The sequence below is a fragment of the Clostridium sp. J1101437_171009_A5 genome (assembly GCF_015547905.1).
Taxonomy (GTDB): Bacteria; Bacillota; Clostridia; order Oscillospirales; family Oscillospiraceae; genus Pseudoflavonifractor_A; species Pseudoflavonifractor_A gallinarum.
In genome coordinates this window covers 1-21,498 of the sequence record NZ_JADMVY010000008.1, presented here as the reverse complement: position 1 = coordinate 21,498, position 21,498 = coordinate 1, and the positions used below count along the sequence as shown (strand labels likewise).

16 protein-coding genes are annotated in these 21,498 nt (G+C 61.5%); 5 read left to right on the top strand and 11 right to left on the bottom strand.

The features are described 5' to 3' along the window. Positions 1 to 15: 15 nt before the first annotated feature. From I2C21_RS11330 to I2C21_RS11280, 11 genes are all read right to left on the bottom strand, one after another. Positions 16 to 1,047: a phage major capsid protein gene (locus I2C21_RS11330; RefSeq protein ID WP_193538543.1), complete on the bottom strand. Its 1,032-nt coding sequence runs from the start codon at positions 1,045 to 1,047 to the stop codon at positions 16 to 18. 25 nt (positions 1,048 to 1,072) lie between these two features. Next, on the bottom strand, positions 1,073 to 1,414 hold the full coding sequence (locus tag I2C21_RS11325) for a hypothetical protein (protein ID WP_193538541.1): 342 nt from the start codon (positions 1,412 to 1,414) through the stop codon (positions 1,073 to 1,075). Between the two features lie 44 nt (positions 1,415 to 1,458). Continuing rightward, a complete protein-coding gene (locus I2C21_RS11320) occupies positions 1,459 to 2,385 on the bottom strand; it encodes a hypothetical protein (RefSeq protein WP_195279326.1) in 927 nt (308 codons plus the stop codon). Beyond that, positions 2,382 to 3,575 (bottom strand): phage portal family protein, encoded by a 1,194-nt coding sequence (locus tag I2C21_RS11315; RefSeq protein ID WP_101691607.1) that lies wholly within the window; start codon positions 3,573 to 3,575, stop codon positions 2,382 to 2,384. The genes I2C21_RS11320 and I2C21_RS11315 overlap by 4 nt, the downstream gene beginning before the upstream one ends. Positions 3,576 to 3,593: 18 nt before the next feature. Further along, positions 3,594 to 4,850 carry a PBSX family phage terminase large subunit gene (locus tag I2C21_RS11310; protein WP_195279325.1) on the bottom strand — a complete coding sequence of 419 codons (1,257 nt, stop codon included), beginning with the start codon at positions 4,848 to 4,850 and terminating at the stop codon, positions 3,594 to 3,596. Continuing rightward, positions 4,840 to 5,148: an XRE family transcriptional regulator gene (locus I2C21_RS11305; RefSeq protein ID WP_101691605.1), complete on the bottom strand. Its 309-nt coding sequence runs from the start codon at positions 5,146 to 5,148 to the stop codon at positions 4,840 to 4,842. Before I2C21_RS11305 ends, I2C21_RS11310 begins: the two co-directional genes overlap by 11 nt. Before the next feature lie 146 nt (positions 5,149 to 5,294). Continuing rightward, on the bottom strand, positions 5,295 to 6,746 hold the full coding sequence (locus I2C21_RS11300; RefSeq protein WP_195279324.1) for an aldehyde dehydrogenase family protein: 1,452 nt from the start codon (positions 6,744 to 6,746) through the stop codon (positions 5,295 to 5,297). Positions 6,747 to 6,767: 21 nt separating this feature from the next. Further along, on the bottom strand, positions 6,768 to 7,919 hold the full coding sequence (locus I2C21_RS11295; protein WP_193538533.1) for an iron-containing alcohol dehydrogenase family protein: 1,152 nt from the start codon (positions 7,917 to 7,919) through the stop codon (positions 6,768 to 6,770). A gap of 254 nt (positions 7,920 to 8,173) precedes the next feature. After that, positions 8,174 to 9,403, bottom strand: a complete 1,230-nt coding sequence (locus I2C21_RS11290; protein ID WP_195279323.1) for an S-layer homology domain-containing protein — start codon at positions 9,401 to 9,403, stop codon at positions 8,174 to 8,176. Positions 9,404 to 9,431: 28 nt separating this feature from the next. Continuing rightward, on the bottom strand, positions 9,432 to 14,366 hold the full coding sequence (locus tag I2C21_RS11285) for a fibronectin type III domain-containing protein (protein WP_195279322.1): 4,935 nt from the start codon (positions 14,364 to 14,366) through the stop codon (positions 9,432 to 9,434). A gap of 279 nt (positions 14,367 to 14,645) precedes the next feature. Continuing rightward, positions 14,646 to 15,500, bottom strand: a complete 855-nt coding sequence (locus tag I2C21_RS11280; RefSeq protein ID WP_145996815.1) for an AraC family transcriptional regulator — start codon at positions 15,498 to 15,500, stop codon at positions 14,646 to 14,648. Positions 15,501 to 16,097: 597 nt separating this feature from the next. Between I2C21_RS11280 and I2C21_RS11275 the strand changes: the two genes are divergently transcribed. The 5 genes from I2C21_RS11275 to I2C21_RS17455 form a co-directional block, all read left to right on the top strand. Continuing rightward, a complete protein-coding gene (locus tag I2C21_RS11275; protein ID WP_193538526.1) occupies positions 16,098 to 17,528 on the top strand; it encodes a GntP family permease in 1,431 nt (476 codons plus the stop codon). 182 nt (positions 17,529 to 17,710) lie between these two features. After that, positions 17,711 to 19,432, top strand: coding sequence for a dihydroxy-acid dehydratase (gene ilvD, locus I2C21_RS11270; protein WP_101691598.1), 1,722 nt, complete (start codon positions 17,711 to 17,713; stop codon positions 19,430 to 19,432). Between the two features lie 194 nt (positions 19,433 to 19,626). Further along, a complete protein-coding gene (locus tag I2C21_RS11265) occupies positions 19,627 to 20,526 on the top strand; it encodes a dihydrodipicolinate synthase family protein (RefSeq protein ID WP_286167282.1) in 900 nt (299 codons plus the stop codon). Continuing rightward, positions 20,526 to 21,335: an SDR family NAD(P)-dependent oxidoreductase gene (locus I2C21_RS11260; RefSeq protein WP_101691596.1), complete on the top strand. Its 810-nt coding sequence runs from the start codon at positions 20,526 to 20,528 to the stop codon at positions 21,333 to 21,335. Before I2C21_RS11265 ends, I2C21_RS11260 begins: the two co-directional genes overlap by 1 nt. Beyond that, positions 21,319 to 21,498, top strand: a 180-nt coding sequence (locus I2C21_RS17455) for a hypothetical protein (protein WP_207730626.1), incomplete at its 3' end; no start/stop codon positions are given. The genes I2C21_RS11260 and I2C21_RS17455, both read left to right, overlap by 17 nt.

The window sequence follows — 21,498 nt, the reverse complement described above, 5'->3', positions numbered from 1 at the left end:
CTCTTCTCCGGATTTTTATACGTTCAGCACCTTGGCCGCGTCGGCAAAGAGCTTGGCAAAGCCGCTGATGCTGGTGATGGCGGCCCGCTCCAGCTGACGGTCGATGAGCTTGTCGTATTCCACCATCACATCGCTGCCCTGCACCATCTCCAGGGCATAGTTCTTATCCAGGCCGATGATCTGACCGCTTCCCAGGGCGGAGGTGCGCAGCAGGTTGGCGCCCAGGGGGCTGACCAGCTTGCCGGTGCCCTGGAAGTTGAGGCCGGTCAGGGGATTCTGGAACTCCTCCAGCTTGAGCATCTTGAGCATCACATCGCTGGAGACCAGCAGGGTGTTCATCTCATAGGGATCGAACTGGGCCCAGAAGTCCACCAGATCCTCGTAGGTCAGGGTACCCTTGGAGCCTCCGATGGGCGAAGTGCCCACGGTGAAGGACTGGGCAGGATTGTCGTTTCCGTCCCCGTGGAGGAGCACGTCAATGGCGTCCTCCAGATGCATCCGGTTGATGTGGGCGCCGATCTGGCGCAGGGTCACGGAAAACAGGTCCAGCTTCTGATAGCGCACCGCCTCATAGGAGGCCACCAGCATTCTGCCCCGCTTGTGCAGGCGCACCAGATTCTCCTGGGTGCGCACCTCGGTCTGGGGAATCTCGGCGCCCTCGGCCACATGGCGCAGCTCCTTGTCCTTCTCCTGGGGGACCGAGGCGATGGAGCGGTAGTCCATCCCATCAAACCGGGTGACCGCCGCGGTGATGCTGGGCAGGAGATTGCTCTCCTCCATGCCCTGCCGTACCGAGCGGGCAATGTACTCGGGGAAGAGCACCGCCGACTGGGAGGTGGCAAAAAATTTCTCCACCACGTCACTGGCCGGTCCCTTCACCTTGATGTCGAAGCGCTTGAGCTGCCGCTGGTAGGCGTCCAAACCCTCCAGCGCGGTGCCCTTGTACTGCTCGGAGGGATCCTCCTGCTCCAGCACCTGGGCAAAGGAGCGCCCGGCCTCCCGATACATGCCCTTTTCCAGTCTCAGATTGTCATACTGACGACCCATGATTCATCCCATCCTTTCTTTCTGCTTAGAGGAGCACCGCAATGGTGCCCGCTGTGGTGTCGGCCTCGGCGACCAGATAGGGGGTGCCCCCCTCCTCATCCGTCTTCATGCCGCCGCTTGCGTCGGCCGAGAGCTTGACCCGCCCGGCGGTCACGCCGGTGGCCTTGACCGTGGCGAAGCCCCGCACCTGAACCGCGGCGCAGCCGTTTTTCACCACCACGGCCACGCCGTCCACGCTGCCGCCATCGGTGCAGGGCTCCACCATTCCGTTTCCGCTGACCCGGACGGTGTGGCCCTCCACAACACCCTCGCCGACCTGGAAGGTGGCCAGCACCTGGCCGATGCCCTCAAAGGATACCTGTTTCATCTCGTTTTCTCCTTTCTCCGCCCCTCAAACGGGGGTATATCTGCTCAGATTCGGAATACCTCGTCGCTGCCTTCCCTCCCGGTGCGGGAGGAGGCGTAGCTCAGCTGACTTCCCTGCGGGTATGCCTCTTCCACTCTGGCCTCATAGAGGCGTTTGAGGGCGGTCAGCTCCTCCTCCCCCAGCCGCTCCACGATGGAGCGGAGGGTTTTCTGCCGCAGCCCCGGCTCGGCCATTCCGCCCAGGCGGGCCACCTCTTCCCGCAGGGAGGAGAGATAGCGCCGTCCCCGGGCGGCCTCCTCCTCCAGGCGCTCCAGCTCGGAGCGGCACTCCGGATGGGACTGTACCAGATCCTTCAGGGTGGGAGAGAGGCCCTTGATGACCCCCGCCCGCTCCTGAGCGGGCACCGCCACAAAGGACCACTCGTAGGCGTCGGTGGCCTGGAGGAGCTCGGCCCAGCAGCGCTGTCCGTGGTACTCCTCCCCCTTCACATGGGTACAGCGGCTCCGGTCCTCCAGATCGGCGCCGCAGATGGAGCACACCCGGCGCGCCACGCTGCACCCCACCGACACCTCCCGCTTGATGCCCCCCTCGATCTCGGCAATGAGATCCCGGTTGCTCTCGGTGCGCATCATGTAGGCGTAGCCCTTCAGGTAGCAGCGGCCCTCGCCGCCCTCGGCCGTGCCCTCCTCGTCCACCACCTCGGTGCGGTAGATGCGGGCCACCTGTTCCCGGGCGCTCCACCGGTGGTCAAAGATGCCGCACTTGCCCACGAAGAGGGGGGCCAGCTCCTCCAGTGTCTGCCGGGGGAAGCGCTCCCCGTCCCGGTCCACCCGGTTGTCGCACAGGCGCACCGCGAAGGGGTAGATCTCCTCTGCCGTCAGCGGACTGCGGCTCTGGGCATGGATGAGGGCCAGATCCTCTTCTGAGAGGTCCACCCCTTCCTTTACCTGCGCCCTTTTGGATAGCTTCATGGTTCTCCTTCCTTTCTCTGCCGGTCTTGCGCACCGGCCTGTTCCATCTCCAGACGGAGCTTCTCGCTCTGCTGCCGGTAGAGCTCCGCCCGGGCCTCTTCCACCAGGTCCTGGAGGTTGATGTTGTCCCATGTGACCTCCACGCCGGTCTCATACCCGTGGACCCGCAGCCAGATCTCGCAGATCCGCTCCACCACCGGGGTGAGGGAGCGGCGGATGGCGGTGATCTCGCTGGTCATCATATCGGCCTGCTGGGTGCTCATCCGCTCGGTGGAGGACCAGCTCAGCCCCAGCAGAAAGGGCGGGATGCCGGTGCGGGCCACCAGCTCCTCCAGGATCTGCCGCACGGGCACCTCGCTGTCCAGGACCTGGTTGTCCGCGCCGATCACTTTGATGTCCACATCGCCCACGGCCACGAAGTCCCGGATGCTGCCCTGCTTTCCCTCCTGCATGGCGGCCGACCACTCCCGGGCGATCTGCATGCCCCGCTCCTGAGCATAGGCCCGCTCCATACCGTCGCTCCCGGGCTTGTAGACCACGGCAAAGCGCACATTCCCCATCCGCTCCCAGTTCATGCCGATGGCCTGGTAGATCTTGAGCAGAATGCCCGTGAGGAAGGGCATGGAGCGCAGCAGGGACACCCCGTAGGGGCTGTCGGTCTCCGGCTGAAAGGGGGTGAAGAGAAGCAGATCCTGCCGGGGCAGCTCCACCGGCTCTCCCCCACTCTGCCGGGCGCACAGGGCAAAATCCAAGGGACTTTCCCCCTCCCGGATCTCGATGTCGGCCACATTGGCGCACAGCAGAGCGGCCACCTCTCTGTGCCGCCGGTCCAGCACCACCTCCCCCACGGCCCGGCCGCAGGTGAGAAGGGAGTCCAGATAGCAGTCCAGAAAGGACTCCAGTCCCCGCTGTCCCCGCCCGGTGGGGACCTGGCTGAGAAAGCGCCGCAGGCCCGCCCGGGCCGCCGGGTCTGCCGCCTCCACCTCCACGCCGCCCACCAGGCGGATGAGCTTCAAAATAGCGGCGTCCACGATGGGGACCGCCTCCCGGATGCTCCGGTACAGGGCAGTCTCACCGCTGTGCAGCGGCACATACCCGTCCCACGCCCCGAAGGGATGTTTTTCCGGCTGCCGCAGCTGTATCTGCGGCACAGCCTGCGCCGGTTTTCGGCGCCTGTCCAGCCAGCCCATGCTGATTCCTCCTGTCCATCAAAATACCCGCCGCTCCACAAAGCCGCCGCTCAGGCATCCCGCCTGCTCCCGGCGCTTGACCAGGGCGGCAAAATAGCGGATGTCGTCCATGGCGTGGTCAAATTCCTTGCGCACCTTGTCCTCCGTCCCCCGCCGGTCCCAGCAGTAGAGGGAAAATTCCCGGATGCTGTCCCGGCAGGCGGGTGTGATCACCAGCCGTCCGCTGCGCAGCAGCTCGGCGGTGATGCGGATGCCCCACAGCACGTCGTTCTCCGCCTTGACCACCCGCCAGCCCGCGCGGCGCAGGGTCTCCAGAAAGCTGGCTGCCGAGGGGTCCACCACCACGCAGGAGATCTCCCGTCCTCCGGCCAGCCGCTCCAGGTCCTGGGCATACTCCCCGTCGGTTTTCTGCCGTCCCTCCCGGCGGGAGTCATAGTAGTACTCCTCCACCCGGTACCACACTCCGTCCTTCCGGCCCCACAGGCCGAAGGAGGCGGGATTGACCGTGCCGTAGTCGCAGGAGATGCGCCACTCTTCCATCTCCCCCTCGGGGGACGCTCGGACATAGCTCTCGTCAAAGAAGTCGTATACCCGCCCCTCAGCGGCCGCCCACTCCCCTAAAACAAAGCGGCGGTAGAAGGTGCCGCTGTACAGCCGCTCATAGCGCTGCCGGATCTCCAGGGAGAGGGAGGGGTTATCCGCCATGGTGAAGTGGAGGTGGAGGGCTCTGCGCTCTTCGGCCCTGCAGATCCACTCCCGGTAGAACCAGTGCTCCGGCCCCTCCGGGTTGCAGTTGAACCACAGCCGGCTTCCGGCCACGGAGCAGCGGGCGCAGGCCTGCTCCACAAAAGAGCGCGGCATAAGGGTCACCTCGTCCAGCAGCACCCCCGCCAGGGTAATCCCCTGGATGAGGGAAGCGCTCCCCTCGTCCTTTCCTCCGAAGAGGGAGAAGCGGTTCTCCCTTCCCCCAAAGCGCACGGTGATCTCGTTGCGGCTCACCCGCTCCTCACAGTGAAAGCCCAGCTCCCGCAGCACCGGCAGCAGCTCCCGCACCAGATTGCGGCGCAGGGACCCCACCGTCTTGCCGCACAGGGCAAACTGTCTCTGGTGAAAGCTGCCCATGGCCCAGCAGAAAAAGGAGAGTCCGCAGCACAGGGTCTTTCCGCTGCGCACCGCGCCGTCACAGAGGATGGCCTCCTTCTCTACCCACGGGGAGGAGGGGCACCACCAGGTCAGTACGGTCCGCTGCTTCGGGGAAAAAGTCTCAAAGCGCATCCTTTCCTCCCGCTCCATTTTCCAGCGCCCGGTAGAAGGACTCGGCGGGACTGGTCTCTCCCTCCCGCAGGACGGCCAGCAGCCGTTCCATGGTCTGCAGCGGGTCGCTGAGTTTGACCTCCACGCCGCCGTTTCCGCTCCGTTTCAGCTCCGAGAGCAGGAAGAGATCCATCCCGTCGATCTCCTCCACCTGTTCTTTGTCCAGAAAGGCCAGCTTGACGGCGTCATTGGGCCGGCTGCGCACGATCCGGCGCATCTGCTCCAGGACCTCCTTTTTCTCCTTCCGTCCTCGTTCCATATCTGTGTTCTCTCCTCCTTCTCACCCTTGGAGCCCCAGGGCCAAATGTTGCACGTTTGCGTACACCAATCCGGAGAAAAAGAAAAAAAGAGCGGTATACCCGCTCTTTGCAGGTATACCGCTCTCTCCGTGCCGGCTGATGGCTCTCAGATTCCAAAATCCACGCACAGGTGTTTCACTTCTGTATATTTCAGCATGCCCTCGGCACCGCCCGCCCGGTCCATGCCGCTCTGTTTGTACCCGCCCGTCTCGCACTCGGGCAGGAGCTTATTGTAGCAGTTGACCCAGGCCGAGCCCGCCCGCAGGCGGCGCGCCACCCACATGGCCTTGTCGATGTCCCGGCTCCACACGGCGGAGGCCAGTCCATAGGCCGTCCCGTTGGCGATGGCAAGGGCCTCCTCTTTTGTTTTAAAGGTCTGCACCACCAGTACCGGCCCAAAGATCTCCTCCTGGACCACGCGGGCGTCCATGGGCGGATTGAGGAAAATGGTGGGTGCCAGGTAGAACCCCTTGTCCAGGCCCCCTTCCGTCAGCCGGTACCCGCCGGTGATCAGCTGGGAGCAGGCCTTCCCCTCCTCCATATACTCCAGGATGGTATCCAGCTGGGTCTGGGAGATGACCGGCCCCAGGGTAGTACTCTCCTCCATGCAGTAGCCTGGGCGGAGCTTCTCCGCCTCCTCCTTCAGTCGGGGCAGGAAGGTATCCACCAGCGACTCCTCCAGCACCAGGCGGGATCCCACCGTGCACAGCTGACCGGCATTGGTGAAGATGGCCTTGAGGGCAAAGGGCAGGGCCTTGTCCAGATCGGCGTCGGCAAAGATGATGTTGGGGGACTTGCCGCCCAGCTCCAGGGAGACCTTCTTCATGGTGTCGGCGGCCGTGCGCATGATGGCCTGCCCAGTCTCCAGTCCGCCGGTGAGGGAGATCATGTCCACCTCGGGATGCTCGGCCAGGGCCTGACCGGCCGTTCCGCCCCGGCCGGACACGGCGTTGACCACGCCCTTTGGGAAGGCCGGGATCTGATCCAGCAGCTCCAGAACCGCCAGAGTGCATCCGGTGGTCTGGGCAGCGGGCTTGAGCACACAGGTACAGCCTGCCGCCAGCGCGGGCGCCATGTCCCGCATGAGCAGCGTCACCGGGTAGTTCCAGGGGGTGATGACCGCCACCACGCCCACCGGTTCCCGGGCCAGCACCGAGAGGAGCCCCGGCTCCACCGCGGTGCTCGTCCCGTAGAGGGTCCGGGCCGCGGCGGCATAGTATTCCACATAGCCGATGGAGCTGTTGAGTTCAAAGCGGGCCTCATTGATGGGCTTGCCGGTCTCCAGCGCCAGCCGGGTGGCCAGCTCCTCCAGATTGGCCCGCATGGCGGCGCCCCACGCGCTCAGGCACTGGGAGCGGAGCCGGGGATTGAAGGCCCAGTTCTCCTCTTCAAAGGCTCGCCGGGCCGCGGCCACCGCCCGGTCCACATCCACCTGCTCCGAGGCCGGTACACGGGAGACCAGTTCCCCATCACAGGGGCAGAAGATCTCCATAGTCTGTCCGCCGGCAGCCTCCTGCCAAACGCCGTCCACCAGGTTCCGATAGGTACGCACTTGCATCGAATGTCCTCCTCTCATCTCTCAGCGGGTCTGATCGGCCAGGATCTCCAGATAGAGCTTCTCACACTGCTTCTGGCTGATGGCGCGGGGGTTGTTGGCCAGCAGGAAGCCGGGGAGGTTGCTGGCCACCAGTTCGGCGTCGCTCTCCTTCATGCCGAAGGAGGCGAAGGGCACCCGCACGCCGGTCTCGTCGAAGAGGCGCTCCACCGCGCGTACCGAGGCCTGCGCCGCTTGGTAGGGGTGCATTCCGGCGGTGTTTTCCCCCAGAAGGGCGGCAATGTGTGCAAAACGTTCGGGCCGTGCCATCAGGTTGAAGTCCATGCAGTATTTCAGCAGCACGGCATTGGCCTCGCCGTGGGCCATGTGGAAGAAGGTGCACAGAGGGCTGGAGAGGGAGTGGACCAGGCCCAACCCCGCCTGATCCATGGCCACGCCGGCCAGCACGCTGCCCATGGCCATGTCCCGCCGGGCCTCCAGATCCTTCCCGTCGGCACACACCCGCCAGAGCGCCCCGCCGATCAGCCGGATGGCCTCCTGGGCCATGGCATCCGTGATGGGATTGGCTCCCTTGCCCACATAGGCCTCCACCGCGTGGGAGAGGGCGTCCATACCGGTGGTCGCCGTCAGGTAGAGGGGCAGGCTGGCCATGAGCTCGGCATCCACCAGAGCCACCGCCGGGAAGAGGGCGGGGCTGTTGATCCCCTTCTTGCAGTTGCGGTCCACAATGACGGCACACATGGTCACTTCACTGCCGGTTCCCGCCGTGGTGGGAATGGCGATCAGGGGCAGCGCTGTCTGGGAGAAGGGTTTTCCGTTCCACTGGTAATCCACCAGCGGTCCCTCATTGGTGGCCAGAGCGGCCAGGACCTTGGCCGTATCAATGGAGGAGCCGCCGCCCAGGGCCACCACCTTGGTGGGACGATAGTCCCGCACGGTCTCCATGGCCTGCTCCACCAGCGGGGCGTCCGGGTTGGGGGAGACCGCGTCGTACACCAGGTGATCCGCCCCTGTCGGGGTGATGACCCCCTCCACCCGCTCCACCAGGCCCACCGCCCGGAGGCCCGGGTCGGTAACCAGCAGCACCCGGTCCGAGGGGCTCAGAAAACCGCCCAGCTCTTTCAGGCATCCGATCTCAAAGTGGATATCCACCGGCATGTGGTACTTGGTAATCATCTCAAAAACCCTCCTAAAAAATAAAATCAGCCGTCCACACGGTATCTCTACCAGTGTTACGGCTGCGTTCTCCGCGCAGGGATCAGGCGGTCTCCCGTCTCTCCACTGCGTTATCCCACTCGGGGACTATTTTATTTTCGCCAGAGCTTCTGTGGTCATTATGCCACACTCTTATAGTCTTTGCAAGTCTTTTTTTATAAAATTTTACTCCCCTCTCCAAAAACAGGAGAGGGGAGTAGGTCAAAGAGCGTCTCTCAGTTCTCCGGTTGGCTCCACTGGATGTACTGCATCAGCAGCATCGCCACCTCCGCGCGGGTAATGGGCGCCTTGGGCGCAAAGCGTCCCTCGCCCTGTCCCCGCATCAGTCCGGCCGCCTGTACCGAGGCCACCGCATCCCGGGCATAGGAACCGATCTCATCCTGATCGGTGAAATCCAGCGTTCCCTCCGGCAGAGGGGTCCCCTGCACCGCACAGAAGCGGCTCAGAAGGGCAGCGGTCTGCTCCCGGGTGACGTTCTGATCCGGGGCAAACTGCCCGGGCAGGACCCCCATGGCCACACCCCGGTCGTAAGCCCAGGCCACCGCTTCACTGTACCAGGCATCGGCCGGCACATCCGTAAAGACACCTGCGGCATCAGGGGCCTTCTCGCCGGACAGACGGTAGAGGACGGTCACCAGCATGGCCCGGCTCATGTTGGCCTGGGGCGCAAACTGGGTCTCCGACTGTCCGTAGAAGAGCCCGCGCTCCACCACGAACTCCACCGCTCCGGCATACCAGTCTCCCGGCTGCACGTCGGTGAAAGAGGGCGTGGAGGGCTTTGTCTCCTCCCGCTCGAAATAGACCACCAGCCGGTCCTTCCCGGACAGCCCGGTCAGCACGTTGGTCACCTGGATCTCCTTCCCGTTGAGCAGGATGCGGGCAATGCGGTATCCGGAGTCAGGCGTGATGACCACCCGGCCGCCCCGCTCCGCCCGGACCTGTCCGCCCTCTCCCTGTACGGTGATTTTGGGGGTAGAGCTGCTCTCCCCATCACTCCCGTCCTCGGAGGAGGATGCGGTATCCCGCTTTACCTCCAGGGCCAGGTCGGCCCACTCGGTGCGCTCCAGGCTCCGGTCCAGGACCACCGCACGGGAGGCCTTGGTGATTTCCGTGCCCGAACTCACCTTCAGGGTCCCCATCTCCAGCCGGCCATCTGCACGGCTCAGCGGATTGCGGTCGGCGGCATACAGGGTGATCTCCCCCTGGTCGGCCCGGACGGTCATAGCATAGCTCTCCGCCCGGCCGGTAAACTGGATGTCTTTGGTCTGTGTCACGCTGAGGGTGACCTGGGCGGCATAGCGTTCGGAGGCCACCTCCGTCAGCGTCACGCCGGCGTTCTCGCCCGCCCGGTCAAAGGACAGCTCCACCCCCGCCGCCAGGGCGGGGAACTGGAGCATGGCGCCCATCGTGAGGGCGCAGATTCCGGTACGAAACCAGGAATGCATGAAATGGTTCCTCCTTCTGATCTCCCGCTCACTCTTCCGTCGTGAAACGAATGGCGGGCATACTGTCATAGCGCGGCACGCTGATGAACAGGGTATCGCTGGTCATGCGCTCCCCGTTCCCCTCGATGTCCTCACCGCGGTAGAGCTGGGCTTTGAGCTCAATCAGTACCGCAGTGCCCGCGCTGGGCTTCTCTCCGTGGTCCTCATTGACAGCCTTGAAGAGGTCCTGATCCAGGGGCACAAAGAGGAAGAAGCCGTCGCTGATGTCGCTCACCGCTCCATCCTTGGGGATCTCGGCAAAGAGCAAGGCATCGCCCTCCAGGATCTCTTCCCGCAGCACAGGGGCCTCGTCGGAGGCAGGCTTCCGCTCCTGGAATTTACCCAGGATGCGCACCTTGTTGTACAGGGGATCTCCCCGGTAGCTGCCGGTGATGATCACCGTTCCGGCCGGGATGCTCTCCTTCCCCTCCTCGGTGTCATAGGTAAACTCCTCCTCCAGCACGCCAATGGATGCTCCCGGTGTGAACTCGATGTTGTCCCCCGGATAATCCAGCAGCTGGATGTCCTCCAGCGCCATCTCCTCCGGGATTCCGGTGAGGATGATCTGGGCCGCGTCATAGATCCAGATCCGGGTATCATCCGCGTCGGCCCCCGGCTTCTGGAAGTAGCACAGGAAGGTCTCGCCCCCCTGGAAGCTGGTCTCCCGGGCCAGCGTCCAGCCCTCCAGGGGCTGGGCCCCGGCGTCATCGGTGACCCAGGCCTGTACATTCCCCTCGGCCGGGATCGCTTCTCCGGTGAGGAGCAGTCCAGCCGTGGAGAGCAGGCCCTCCCGTGCCGTGATGTGGACCCGTCCCATCTCGTCCCGGCGGATCTCGTAAAGCTCGGGCGAGAGGGTCTTCTCGTAGGAGATGCGTACCTGCTGTTCCTCGGACACGCCGGCCTCATAGCCCAGCTTGTCGATGGCGCGCACCTGGTAGGTAAAGACCATGTGATTGGCCGCACCCACCTGGTCCGTATAAGTCTGTACTGCCGTACCGTCCGCGCACAGGAAGGCCACCGGCGTTCCATTGCGCAGGATCTCATAGCCCTGCACCATAGCGGGGTCGTCCACCGAAATGGTCAGCTCCACCGTTTTTCCGCCGGAGGCGGTGCTCTCCAGCGTGGGGGTCACATGGGCCCGCTCGGCTCCATCCAGGCGCAGGCGGCGGGACTCGTCGCTCAGATACCAGATCTCCCGCTCCTCGGGTTCGCCCTGGGCGGCCAGATACGCCAGGGTCTCCTGGCTCAGCTCCATGCCCCAGTGCTGGAAGAAGGCGGAGAGATCCTTCCCGGCGACCTGGCTGGCCAGACGGGCGATCCGGTCGTTGACCGGGACGTTTTTCTCTGCGTCCGACTTCCACAGGGTAAAGAAGCGGTTGTAGAAATCCAGGGGACCACTCCCCTCCAGAACGCTTCCGCCCTCATCGTAGGCCAGGTGGAGCTGCCAGTACATGCCCAGCTGTACAAAGACGTTGGCGGCCTCGCCGGGCTTGCCCAGGGCGGTCTTCTGGAAGATATCCGAATAGAATCCGCTCTCCTCCAGACGGGAACGGCCGGTCAGCTCGCCGGTCTCCTCGGCGGTCTGGGCCACCAGAGAGTAGATGTTGTTGGTGATCTCGGCCTTTCCGATCTTGTCCATGTTGTGGCCGATCTCATGGGCGATGCCCCAGCCGAAGAGGGCGTTGGCGCCCGTCCCGGTCTCGGCCAGCGGAGCACCGGTCACCATGCCGCTGGTCTCGCTGAACTCGATGCCCACATAGCTGCCGGCGGCAAACATGAACGCACCGGAGAACATTCTGGAGAAGCGGATATTGTGCCGCGTGCTCATGGGATACTGGTAGTCTGCAAAGGAAGTATCGGCGCTTATGATTCCCTGTGTCTTATTGGCCAGGAAGAGCAGCTCCTCCCACGCGCACAGCGCGTCATAGAGCTTGTCCGTCATGACCTCCACAGAGGCCTGGGCGCCGCCCAGACCGGCCAGCACCTGGGTGGCGGGCAGGGAGAGGAGCATACCGGGACCTCCCACCTCGGTCATATTGCGGATGCTGGTCTTTTTCGCCTGGTCATTGCTCAGGTTCAGCCCGGCCACATAGGTCTTGAGGGCCTCCACATAGGGTTTGAGCTGTTCCTTGCGCTCCTGCTCGCTGTGGCCGTACCAGTCCGCTCCGCTCAGATCCAGCGTGGGAATGACAGAGATCACAGTTTTGTTCTCCGACACATCCCGGATCTGGAGCTGAATGTCTTCCCCGTGGGAACCGGCGTACTCCACATACAGGGAGCCGCCCCGCTCTCCCAGGCCGCTGTTGCCGATGACCTGGAGCCAAATCTGGTTGCGTCCGTTCCGGAGCGCATACTCCGCCCGGGTGGCATTGGTCTCGGAGTACTGCTGCCACTGCACCAGCTTGACCGACTCGCCGGGCTGGATGCCCTGGACGTAGACGGTGATCCAGGCGCCCGAGCGGGCGGACACGCCCAGGGGCTGAAGGGCCGACGCGCTCTGGCCGAAGGCAGCCTGGTCGGCTCCGGCGCTTCGGCTCTGAAGGCCGGAGTACACCATCAGCTCATTCCGGCGGCCCTCCAGGAGCTGCTGGGCATTGTCCAGCTCGTCCAAGAGGATCTTCCGATCCACATAGTAGGCCTCGGCACGGCTCGCCCGGGTGCGGAGCGCCTCAATGGTTCCTTCCTCCACACCCTGCGCCAGCTCGGTATGGCTCTCGTTGGCAAAGAGGGCGTTGATCTCATCGGCCAGTCCGTCATACTGATAGAAGGCGATCTCGGACAGGCTGATGTTGCCTGCGCCAGCCCACTGAGAACCCTCCACCGTAATGGTTTTCACGTCCGAACGGGGGAACTTGACGATAAAGTAGGTGTTATTCTCCCCCTTCTCAAAGGAGACCTGATCTTCCGGTACAGCCTGCCCGTTGATGCTCACATTGAACTTGTCAAAGAAGTTGCGGTAGGGACGCTTTTGTCCGCTGGGCTCGTTGCCCAGGTCGGGGACATAGATGAGATAGTCCATGGAATAGGCCTGATCAAAGGTAAAGGTAAAGGCCCTGGACCGATTGTACGTGCTGGCGACCCAGCTGGTGCGGTAGTCCCCATCATATACGGATCCCGGCAGGGTTCCCTTGCTCACCGTCCAGTCGGTGTTGCCGGACGGATAGTCCGCCGAGACGATGATACTCTGATTATCCAGCTGGTTTGCGGTGGGCAGATCGGGGGTCTCAAACTCTGCGGCCTTGGGGGTACCCAGCACCGTCTCGGAATAGGGGCTCTGTCCCAGCTCATTGACGCCGTAGACTCTCACCTCATACTCCGTTCCGTTCTCCAGGCCGCCGATAACAGCGCTGTTATTCTGGAAGGAGCCGGACAGCGTCTGGAAAGCAGCCTCCCCCTTCTTGCGGTACTCAACCCGCACATACTGGGTACGCTTGCCCGGCTGCCAGCTCACGGTGAGCAGGCTGTCTCCCGGCTCCACCTGAAGGCGGTCGGGCCGGTCCGGGCGGCTCTCCACCTTGGGTGTGGCCGTGACCACTTCCGAGCGCGCACCCTCCCACCGGCTCCCGCCGGCATCCGAGATGGGGGTCACGGCAAAATAGTAGGGCTTAAGCGCCTCCAGCTTGGAGATCACACAGGTGGTCTCTCCGCTCTCCACGGACTGGTTCAGCGCATCGGGGCTGGTGCCATAGTCCACCCGGTAGCCGGTGACATTGGCTACGCCCTTCCAGCGCAAGGTGACCGACTCCACACCGGCCTCTGCCCGCAGCTGCTCCACCTTCGGCTTATGGACCGCGGGCTCCTCGGGCACGATGTCCTGGAGGAAGCGGATCTGCTCCACGACCACCGGCTCATCGCCCTTGGTCTCCACCCGGATGGTGATCTTCTTGACCGGCACCCGGTTCCCCAGGGAAATGGTCACCGTTCTGCGCCCGTCATCGGTCCGGGTAATGGCGTACACTCCCTCAGGCAGTGCCTGGGAGAAGGGGATCTCCAGTGTCTCTCCGCTGGCTGTCTCAGCCACGACAACGCCAGTTTCCACCGGATAGGCCGCCGAGCTGACGATGGCCACCTCTTCCATCTCTACCCCTTCCTCGGTGAGCGGGATGGGCAGCGTGATGGTATTCTCCTCTCCCTTGGGGGAGAGCTTGACGCTCTGGCCATTGTCCGCAAAGAGGTCGGACACGGTTCCCTCTACCACAGCTGCCGCCGTCACGGCTTCCTGGATGCGCTCCAGATCCAGCGTGTTGGCGGGGATCAGCGCGGTCTGGAAGATCTGCGCCGTGCCCTGGGCATCCTGGGCCATGGTGACGGTAGCCAGATCGGAAATATCCACCACGCCGTCCCCATTGAGGTCACATGCGGCATCCGCGGTGTCCAATGCATCCCGCACCCGGGCTACATCCCGCTGATCGGCCAGGCCGTCGCCGGTCACATCACCCAGCGTAAAGGTGGCGTCTCCCGTTCCCAGGACCACACCTTTGGAGTGGGTATCCAGGGTGAGCTCCGGGGTGGTATAGGGGCAAAAACCGGTTCCCTCCAGAGAGAGCGCATAGGTATTCTCCCCCTCCCGGGCAGAGAGCCCGGCAAAGGTCATATCCACATAGCGTACCTCTTCTCCCTCGGTGCGCAGTGCGATCTCTACACTTCCCTTCCCGCCGTCCGGGAGGGTCTGCGCTTTCTCCAGGCCGGCCTGGAGCAGGGCCGCTCCATCCCGCTTGAGCGTGACTTTCGGGGCTCTTGCCTTCCAGCCGGAGACGGTCATGGGGTAGTCCAGACGCAGCGTGACTGTAATTTCTCCCTCTGCGTCCTGCACAGTGCCGGCGCCGCGTGTTTCCGCCGCCGCAGCCACCGGAGCGGTCCCCAGCAGGGATACGCCCATGGCGCCTGCAAGCAGTCCAGATAGCGCTCGTCGATACCAGTTCATGTCCACATATCTTCCTTTCCTGATCTTCCTGTTCTTTTCTTATGGCGGCAGCTCTTCTCTGCCTGCCCCAATCGGATGGGAAATATTTCAGCCGGCGTATTGTAACATAAAACACATAGGTTTGGTAGACTTTATATTAAAATGTAACCATTTGTTTCTTTTTTCTTTCTGCCTCGCAGCCATTTCTCCAATTTATTTCTCTATTTACAGCTCATTCCGTGTCAAAAAGTACAAAGCTCCTCCATTTTCAGTCCTGAAAACGGAGGAGCTTCCCCTCTATTATATTCCATTCTTCCGGCACTGCTCCGCATAGGCTTTGGGGGAAAGTCCCTTGACCCGCTTGAATGCGCGGGAAAAGTAGAGCGGATCCTCAAATCCCACAGAATTGGAGATCTCCTGTACCGAGTACATCCCGCTGGAGAGGAGGCGGCAGGCCTGTTCGATCCGGTATTCCACAATAAAATGTTTGGGGGATACCTGGAACCGTTCCTTAAAACTGCGGTAGAGACTGTTCTGGCTGGTGGAGACAAACTCTGCCAGCTGCTCCACCGTGATGGGCTGTTCATAGTGACTCATCACATAGCGGGCGGCCTGTTCCGCACAGTCCTCCCTGTCCCGCTCCCCGGCTGTTCCTCCACGCCCATGGTCAACCAGAAACGCCAGAAAGAGATAGAGCCTCCCGGTAAGCGCGCAGCCGCTCCATGCAGTCGTTCCGTAGTCTGAATAGAGCTCCAGCAGCAAACGGCTGATCTCTTCGGGATAAAATCCCCGCAGTACCGGGCGGTCTGGAGCAAACGGGGTCTGCTCCACCAGTCCGCCGGCCTCCCGTCCTTGGAATCCCACCCAGACATACTCCCACGGCTCCTGCTCATCGGCATAATACAGAATGCTTGTATTGGGATAGACCAGAAAGGTATCCCCTGCGGAGAGGGTATAGTGCTGCTCATCCACCACAAAGTCTCCCCGCCCGGCGAGAATGTGGTGAATCAGGTAATGGTCCCGTACGCCCGGTCCCCAGCGGTACCCAGGTACACACTGCTGCCGGCCCGTATTCTGTACAAAGAGCGAGCCGACTCCGTGTTCCAACTTAAAAGAATGCTTATAGAAATCGTCCGCTCGCATGATTTCTTTCACCGCTTTCTGATCTATGCTTTATGATTTGATTTTGTTATACCATAGCTTTTTCCGGTGTGTCAAACCACTTTCTGCATTCTGTTCTCAGTCGTTTTTTGTCTCTTTTTATCCGGTCACCTTATTAATTTTTATATTGGAGAAAGTAAATCCAGACCAAATCGCAGAAATAAGTTTCATATTGTTTCATCTCTTTTGATTCAGACCATCAAGTTTACAACATTTTATTCTAAATTTTCTACTTTTCACTCCGTTTTTTATTGTATCTTGACAAATCCAACCAAAGCGGTTATTATAATCACGTTAAAATGTGCATCCATAAAAGGAGCGCATTTTTTAAGCATCATCTCCCGAAATGTGATTCCGCATAGCGGAATCACATGGAGATATGCACGGCAGGTCCACAGTTTTCGACTGTGCACAGAGGAAGGAGGAGTGTCTCAAACGTACGGAAACCCTACAGGAGGATACAGAACCCTATGTACCTCCGGTAATCCCATCGATTGGTCGAGCAACCGCGCATCCTGACCCGGTCCCGTCTGCATTCTTAGAAGGTTTTGCAGATGGGCAAGCGTTTGTTATGGAAAGGGAGTTTTTTGAGTGTCTGCTGTATTATTTCTCATTACTCTCGTAATCGCCATCGCCATTCTGGTGGTGCTGATTATGAAGGTAAAGCTGCATCCCACGTTTGCATTGTTCCTGGTTGGTCTGGGTATGGCTCTGGTCAACGGCTTCCCCTTCATGGAAGCCATGGGTCTTCTGACCAAGGGCTTTGGTAATACCCTTGGCAGCCTGGGTATCCCCATCATGCTGGGTGCCATTCTGGCTATGGGCGTACAGGATACCGGCGCCGCCAAGGCCATTGCCAACTTCTTCATCCGCCTGTTCCACGGTAAGAACCTGGAGCTGGCTCCCGCGCTGACCGCCTATGTGGTCTCCATCCCCGTGTTTGGCGATATCACCACCATCCTGTGCTCCAACATCGCCAACGTGCTCTCCAAGCGTAAGCACATCTCCATGTCCACCATGGCTTCCTTCACTCAGACCGGTCTGAACCTGACCCACGCCATGGTTCCCCCCACGCCCGGCATCCTGGCTGTGTCTGTCGCTCTAAGCGCCGACCTGGGCATGGTTATCACCTGGGGTATTGTCATCACTGCGATCGCCTTCTTCCTGACCTGGCTGGTCCTGAAGAAGTGGTGTGAGAAGGAATGGATCGAGCCCGTGCCCGCCGTGGTCGAGGGCATTGAGGAGACCAAGTCCAACAGCGTCTCCGACATCCTCATCAACGAGCCTGATCTGCCCAATACCTTTGCCGCTTTCCTGACCATCCTGATCCCGGTGGTCCTGATCGCCGGCGGCTCCTTCATCAACATGTCCATTCCTGAGAGCGTGGCGGAAGACGCCATGATCCGCACTGTGGCCGCCATCATGAGCGACAAGGTCGTGGCTCTGGGCGCCGGTGTGATCTACACCATGATCCTGGCCACCTTCCACAAGAAGTCCGTCCGTGCGAGCAACCTGGAGTCCACCGGTTCTGATCCCAAGGGCTTCAACGAAGTGGTGCTCAACAGCTGGATCGCCCGTGGTCTGGAAGTGGCTCTGGCCGCTCTCCTCATCACCGCTATGGGCGGCGCCTTCTCCGAGGTTATCAAGGCCTGCCCCGCCATCGGCGAGCTGACTGAGCTGATCGACAAGCTGCCCATCCCCGCCATCCTGATCCCCTTCTTCTGCGGTGCTATCATGATGACCGCTGTGGGCTCCATGACCACTGCCGGCATCACCGCCGTGGGCGTGGTTGGCCCCATGATGGCCACTCTGGGCCTGAGCCCCGTGGCCGCCACTCTGGCCATCGGTGCCGGCACCCTGTGCTTCAACCACGTGAGCAACAGCGGTTTCTGGGTGGTCAGCCGCTTCTTCAACCTGGGCACCATTACTCAGGGTCTGAAGTACATCACCATCCCCGATGCCGTGGCTGGCGTCTTCAGCATGATCCTGCTGCTGATCTGCAATATGATCGGAATCATCTGATCGCCTGCTAAGTAAAACTCTTCCAATCGAACACGTTTGAAAAAGCGAGGAGCCTTTCTCCTCCCACCAGAAAACCTGCCAAAGGAGAAATGGTCTGCTGCTTGCTTTACCGAGCATGGGGCAGGCCATTTTTTCCTCTTTTATTTCCGATTTGTTTTCTATGCCCAAAGGAGGACGCATTTATGAATCAGAAAAGCCATGCCGACCGTATGCTGTGGGCCCAGTTCGACGCTCTGGAGATGGGCACCGGCTGGGACGATCTTGATATCAACAAGCCCCAGATCATGGTGGAGAGCGCTTACGGCGACTCTCATCCCGGCAGCTGGCATCTGAACCAGCTGGTGGAGCAGGCCGTCTACGGCGTGTACGAAAAGGGCGGCAAGCCTGCCAAGTACTATGCCACCGATATCTGTGACGGCTGCGCCCAGGGTCATGACGGCATGAATGCCGTTCTGGCCTCCCGTGAGGCGCTGGCCAACATGGTGGAGGTCCACGCTTCCGCCGTGCCCTGGGACGGCATGATCCTCTCCTCCAGCTGCGACAAGTCCATCCCCGCCCATCTGAAGGCGGCCGCCCGTATGGACATCCCCACCATCTTTATGCCCGGCGGCTCCATGCGCCCCGGCCCCAATCAGACCACTTCTCTGGTGGCTGGCGATATCTCCCTGCGCCAGAAGCGCAAGGACGCCATCACCGAGCAGGAAGTCCGGGACTACAAGCTGACCGGCTGTCCCTCGGTGGGCGCCTGCACCTTCCTGGGTACTGCCTCCACCATGCAGTGTGTGGCTGAGGCCCTGGGTCTCACCCTCCCCGGCGCCGCGCTGGCTCCCGCTACCATGCGTGACGTGATCCAGTACGCCCGCTATGCCGGCCGCAAGATCATGGAGCTGGTGGAGAAGGACATCACTCCCAGCAAGATCATGACCCCTGCCGCCTTCCGCAACGCTATCATTGTTCACAGCGCCATCGGCGGCTCCACCAACGCCACCATCCACCTGCCCTCCATCGCCCGTGAGCTGGGCTATGACCTGCCCATCGAGCTCTTTGACGAGATCAACCATCAGGTGCCCCACCTGGGCAACATCAATCCCTCCGGCCAGCATCTGACCGAGTCCTTCTGGTTCGCCGGCGGCGTGCCCATGGTCCAGTGGATGCTGCGCGACATGCTGGATCTGGATGTGATGACGGTCACCGGCAAGACCCTGGGTGAGAACCTGGAGGATCTGCACAAGGACAACTGGTTTGAGCGCAACCTGGGCTACCTGCACAACTACGGCCTGACCCGCGAGCAGGTCATCTTCCCCGTGGAGAAGGCCCCCGAGAAGGGCTCTGTGGCCATCCTCAAGGGCAACATCGCCCCCGAGGGCAGCGTCCTGAAGTACTCCGCCTGCGCCATGAACCAGCGCGAGGTGGTCAATGCCGTGGCTCGTGTCTTCAACCACGAGGAGGACGCCCACGACGCCGTGGTCAACAACCAGATCAATCCCGGCGAGGTGGTCATCATCCGCTACGAGGGTCCCCGCGGCTGCGGTATGCCTGAGATGCTCATGACCACCGAGGCCATCGTGTGCGACGAGCGGATCAACGGCTCGGTGGCTCTCATCACCGACGGCCGTTTCTCCGGCGCCACCCGCGGCGCGGCCATTGGCCATGTCTCTCCCGAGGCGGCTGCCGGCGGTCCGATCGCCTTCATTGAGGAGGGCGACCTCATCTCTTACAGTGTCAAGGACCGCACCATCAACCTCACCGGTATCCACGGCAAGCCCTGCACCGTGGAGGAGGCCACCAAGGTTCTGGAGGAGCGTGCCAAGGCTGGTATCCTGCCCCGTGAGAAGCGCAAGGGCTTCTACAAGCTCTATACCGACCATGCTCTCTCTGCTATGAAGGGCGCCGGTCTGGAATAAGTTCCATCCCCATCCCCCCGTCTTCTGGACGGGGGGATTCTTTTTCCGTCGGGATTTGTCCCGGGCCCTTGACAAGGTTCCAAAAGCGCGCTATCATAAGGACAATTCCAGAAGGCGTTTTGGTTTTGTATTTTCAATTCGGAAAATGATTTCACGATACGGAAAATATGCGCATCGCGCAGAAAAGAGAGGGTATGAAAATGAAAGCAGCTTATTTGACCCCCGCGATCACCATGTTCCACGCCGACGGCAGCCTGGACCTGGACAGCCAGAAGAAGCTCTATGAGAACCTGATCGCACAGGGCATGGACGGCATTCTGGTCGAGGGCAGCAGCAGTGAGTTTTTCGCCATGAATATGGAGCAGCGCCGCGCCATGGCAAAGTTCGCCATCGATACCATTGACCATCGGGTCAAGCTCATCGTGGGTACCTCCAGCATGGTGGCTGATGAGATCATCTCCTTCTCCAACTACTGCCTGGAGCAGGGGGCCGACGCGGTTATGATCCTTCCCCCCTACTACTTCCACTTTGACGATGAGGCTCTGCTTCAGTATTACGATCATCTGGCCGGCGCCATCGACGGCCCCATCTACATTTACAACTTCCCGGACAACACCGGATACACCATCTCTCCCCATACCGTGGTCAAGCTGGCTAAGCTGCACAGCAACATCGTGGGTATGAAGGACACCATCTCCGGTATGGACCACACCCGCGAGCTGATCAAGGTAGTCAAGTCGGAACTGCCTGACTTTGAGATCTACTCCGGCTTTGACGATAACTTTGCTCACAACGTCCTCTCCGGCGGTGACGGATGCATCGGTGCACTCTCCAATGTGGTGCCTGAGCTCTGCGCCGCCTGGGTCAAGGCCTTCCGCAACAACGATCTGGACGGAATCGCCAAGGGCCAGCAGACCATCAACCGCCTGATGGATCTCTACACCGTCCGCAGCCCCTTCCTGCCCGTGCTGAAAGAGGCCCTGAAGCTGCGCGGCATTGCTGCCTCCAGCTCTAGCACCTTCCCCATGCCCAATGCCACCGTTGAGGATGACGCCCAGATCCGCGCCCTCTTCCACCGGGAGGGGATCCGCTGATGAATACGGCAGAATATCTCCACAGTCTCTTTTCTCTGGAGGGCAAAACCATTCTGGTGACCGGCGCGGCCGGCGGAATCGGCGCTGCCATCAGTGCCGGCCTGGCCCGTGCCGGCGCGGAAGTCGCCCTGTGCGGCCGCACGCTTTCCAAATGTGAGGAGCTGGTAAACCAGCTGAGCGCGGAGGGCTGCCACGTGTCGGCCCACCTTCTGGATGTGGCTGACCGCTCCAGCATCCAGTCCTGTGTGGACGAAGTGGTCGCCCGCTATGGAAAGATCGATGTGCTCTTCAATGTGGCCGGTATCAACAAGCGCGAGGGTCTCCTGGATGTGGAGGAAGAGACCTACGATCGCATCATGGACACCAACCTGAAGGGGCTTTTCTTCATGAGTCAGGCCGTTGCCCGGGAGATGTACAAGCGGAAGAGCGGACACATCATCAACATCGGCTCCCACAATGACGAGGGGATGCTGGGCGGCTGTTCGGTCTATGGCGCGGCCAAGAGCGGTGTGATCGCCCTCACCCGTGCCATGGCGGTGGAGTTTGCCCAGTATGGCATCCGCGCCAACGCCATCAGCCCCGGCCATATTTTGACCGAGCTGACCCAGGTAACCTGGGATCATCCTACCCGTTCCGTCTATCTGAAGGACCGGATCGCCATGGGACGCCCCGGCCGTCCGGACGAGTTGGTCGGTATGGCCATTATGCTGGCCTCCGACGCCTCCAGCTATATGACTGGTCAGGCCTACCATGTGGACGGCGGCTGCCTGTGCGGCGGCGCCCCCTGGGAGTATGACACCAAATATTGATCTGCTTATCAAGAAAAGAAGCGGGAGCACAGATGGTTCTGTGCTCCCGCTTCTTTCTATTTTATGCTGCTGTGAAAGGAAAACGAATTACTTGGAGGCCTTCAGGGCCTTGATGGACTCGATGAGCATGGGGGTGACCTTGAAGAGGTCGCCGGTGATGCCG

Coding starts and splice junctions, on each gene's coding strand:
- I2C21_RS11330 (WP_193538543.1), bottom strand. CDS start 1,047: ATGGGTCGTCAGTATGACAATCTGAGACTGGAAAAGGGCATGTATCGG.
- I2C21_RS11325 (WP_193538541.1), bottom strand. CDS start 1,414: ATGAAACAGGTATCCTTTGAGGGCATCGGCCAGGTGCTGGCCACCTTC.
- I2C21_RS11320 (WP_195279326.1), bottom strand. CDS start 2,385: ATGAAGCTATCCAAAAGGGCGCAGGTAAAGGAAGGGGTGGACCTCTCA.
- I2C21_RS11315 (WP_101691607.1), bottom strand. CDS start 3,575: ATGGGCTGGCTGGACAGGCGCCGAAAACCGGCGCAGGCTGTGCCGCAG.
- I2C21_RS11310 (WP_195279325.1), bottom strand. CDS start 4,850: ATGCGCTTTGAGACTTTTTCCCCGAAGCAGCGGACCGTACTGACCTGG.
- I2C21_RS11305 (WP_101691605.1), bottom strand. CDS start 5,148: ATGGAACGAGGACGGAAGGAGAAAAAGGAGGTCCTGGAGCAGATGCGC.
- I2C21_RS11300 (WP_195279324.1), bottom strand. CDS start 6,746: ATGCAAGTGCGTACCTATCGGAACCTGGTGGACGGCGTTTGGCAGGAG.
- I2C21_RS11295 (WP_193538533.1), bottom strand. CDS start 7,919: ATGATTACCAAGTACCACATGCCGGTGGATATCCACTTTGAGATCGGA.
- I2C21_RS11290 (WP_195279323.1), bottom strand. CDS start 9,403: ATGCATTCCTGGTTTCGTACCGGAATCTGCGCCCTCACGATGGGCGCC.
- I2C21_RS11285 (WP_195279322.1), bottom strand. CDS start 14,366: ATGAACTGGTATCGACGAGCGCTATCTGGACTGCTTGCAGGCGCCATG.
- ilvD (WP_101691598.1), top strand. CDS start 17,711: ATGAATCAGAAAAGCCATGCCGACCGTATGCTGTGGGCCCAGTTCGAC.
- I2C21_RS11265 (WP_286167282.1), top strand. CDS start 19,627: ATGAAAATGAAAGCAGCTTATTTGACCCCCGCGATCACCATGTTCCAC.
- I2C21_RS11260 (WP_101691596.1), top strand. CDS start 20,526: ATGAATACGGCAGAATATCTCCACAGTCTCTTTTCTCTGGAGGGCAAA.